Genomic DNA, 2,326 nt, shown 5'->3' on the forward strand with positions numbered 1-2,326 from the left:
TTTAATCCCCCTTTAAGCTTAATTAGTTATACTTTCATTTCCTTTTTTTATCTAAAAAGGACTTAAAATCTTAAAAAGAAGTTTCATCAAATACTTAATAAATTATAATTTTGTAATTTAATTTAAGCTTTGCTTTGATTAATTTATAAAATATCTTTTATTGATATTAAGATGGATTTAAAAACAACTTCTTTGTGTTTATTGTCAAATTAAATGATTTTCTGAAATTTAAAAATACAAATCTGTAATTTTATTTTAACTTAATTTGATTGATAAAGATTTTTTGTTTTGTTCTTTTAATTTAGTATTGTTATTTCAAATCTTATAGTCAATCTTTGAAATCTAAATAAGTGATCGATTGAGCCAGATTAATAGATTTAATTATTCTATTAATAATAAGAAGCAATGATGTAAAATCATTCTAAATATTAATCATTAAATTAAAAAATATAAAAGACCTTTTGAAGTTTTACTTTAAAAGTTTAAAGTTTTTTATTTTTATAATTTAATCTTTTAAATACTTTTTCTTTGAAGAAAAAGATTAAACTTTTCTATATTTTTATGGAGAGTTTGATCCTGGCTCAGAGTGAACGCTGGCGGCGTGCCTAATACATGCAAGTCGAACGATGAAGCTTTTAGCTTGCTAGAAGTGGATTAGTGGCGCACGGGTGAGTAAGGTATAGTTAATCTGCCCTACACTGGGGGACAACAGTTGGAAACGACTGCTAATACCCCATACTCCTACTTAACATAAGTTGAGTAGGGAAAGTTTTTCGGTGTAGGATGAGACTATATAGTATCAGCTAGTTGGTAAGGTAATGGCTTACCAAGGCTATGACGCTTAACTGGTCTGAGAGGATGATCAGTCACACTGGAACTGAGACACGGTCCAGACTCCTACGGGAGGCAGCAGTAGGGAATATTGCGCAATGGGGGAAACCCTGACGCAGCAACGCCGCGTGGAGGATGACACTTTTCGGAGCGTAAACTCCTTTTCTTAGGGAAGAATTCTGACGGTACCTAAGGAATAAGCACCGGCTAACTCCGTGCCAGCAGCCGCGGTAATACGGAGGGTGCAAGCGTTACTCGGAATCACTGGGCGTAAAGGGCGCGTAGGCGGATTATCAAGTCTCTTGTGAAATCTAATGGCTTAACCATTAAACTGCTTGGGAAACTGGTAATCTAGAGTGAGGGAGAGGCAGATGGAATTGGTGGTGTAGGGGTAAAATCCGTAGATATCACCAAGAATACCCATTGCGAAGGCGATCTGCTGGAACTCAACTGACGCTAAGGCGCGAAAGCGTGGGGAGCAAACAGGATTAGATACCCTGGTAGTCCACGCCCTAAACGATGTACACTAGTTGTTGGGGTGCTAGTCATCTCAGTAATGCAGCTAACGCATTAAGTGTACCGCCTGGGGAGTACGGTCGCAAGATTAAAACTCAAAGGAATAGACGGGGACCCGCACAAGCGGTGGAGCATGTGGTTTAATTCGAAGATACGCGAAGAACCTTACCTGGGCTTGATATCCTAAGAACCTTATAGAGATATGAGGGTGCTAGCTTGCTAGAACTTAGAGACAGGTGCTGCACGGCTGTCGTCAGCTCGTGTCGTGAGATGTTGGGTTAAGTCCCGCAACGAGCGCAACCCACGTATTTAGTTGCTAACACTTCGGGTGAGCACTCTAAATAGACTGCCTTCGTAAGGAGGAGGAAGGTGTGGACGACGTCAAGTCATCATGGCCCTTATGCCCAGGGCGACACACGTGCTACAATGGCATATACAATGAGACGCAATACCGCGAGGTGGAGCAAATCTATAAAATATGTCCCAGTTCGGATTGTTCTCTGCAACTCGAGAGCATGAAGCCGGAATCGCTAGTAATCGTAGATCAGCCATGCTACGGTGAATACGTTCCCGGGTCTTGTACTCACCGCCCGTCACACCATGGGAGTTGATTTCACTCGAAGCCGGAATACTAAACTAGTTACCGTCCACAGTGGAATCAGCGACTGGGGTGAAGTCGTAACAAGGTAACCGTAGGAGAACCTGCGGTTGGATCACCTCCTTTCTAGAGTACAAACTAATGAGTCTCACAACCATTAGTTCATATAAACTCAATCATCCTTGTTTAGATTTCAAAGATTGATGAAAAGCTAATTTATGGGGAATTAGCTCAGCTGGGAGAGCGCCTGCTTTGCACGCAGGAGGTCAGCGGTTCGATCCCGCTATTCTCCACCATGATAAGGGCCTATAGCTCAGCTGGTTAGAGTGCACCCCTGATAAGGGTGAGGTCACAAGTTCAAGTCTTGTTAGGCCCACCATT

Annotated in this window: 2 tRNA genes and 1 rRNA gene; all 3 read left to right on the forward strand. The window is 41.4% G+C overall.

What is annotated here, in order from left to right:
• Positions 1-558: 558 nt before the first annotated feature.
• The 3 genes from CQA76_RS08775 (at position 559) to CQA76_RS08785 (ending at position 2,324) form a co-directional block, all read left to right on the forward strand.
• A 16S ribosomal RNA gene (locus tag CQA76_RS08775) occupies positions 559-2,071 on the forward strand.
• A 94-nt stretch (positions 2,072-2,165) separates the two neighbouring features.
• Positions 2,166-2,241 (forward strand) — tRNA-Ala (locus tag CQA76_RS08780).
• Positions 2,242-2,247: 6 nt separating this feature from the next.
• Positions 2,248-2,324: transfer RNA gene (locus tag CQA76_RS08785), tRNA-Ile, on the forward strand.
• The last annotated feature ends 2 nt before the right edge of the window (positions 2,325-2,326 follow it).

This window comes from Campylobacter aviculae (assembly GCF_005406215.1).
Taxonomy (GTDB): domain Bacteria; phylum Campylobacterota; class Campylobacteria; order Campylobacterales; family Campylobacteraceae; genus Campylobacter_D; species Campylobacter_D aviculae.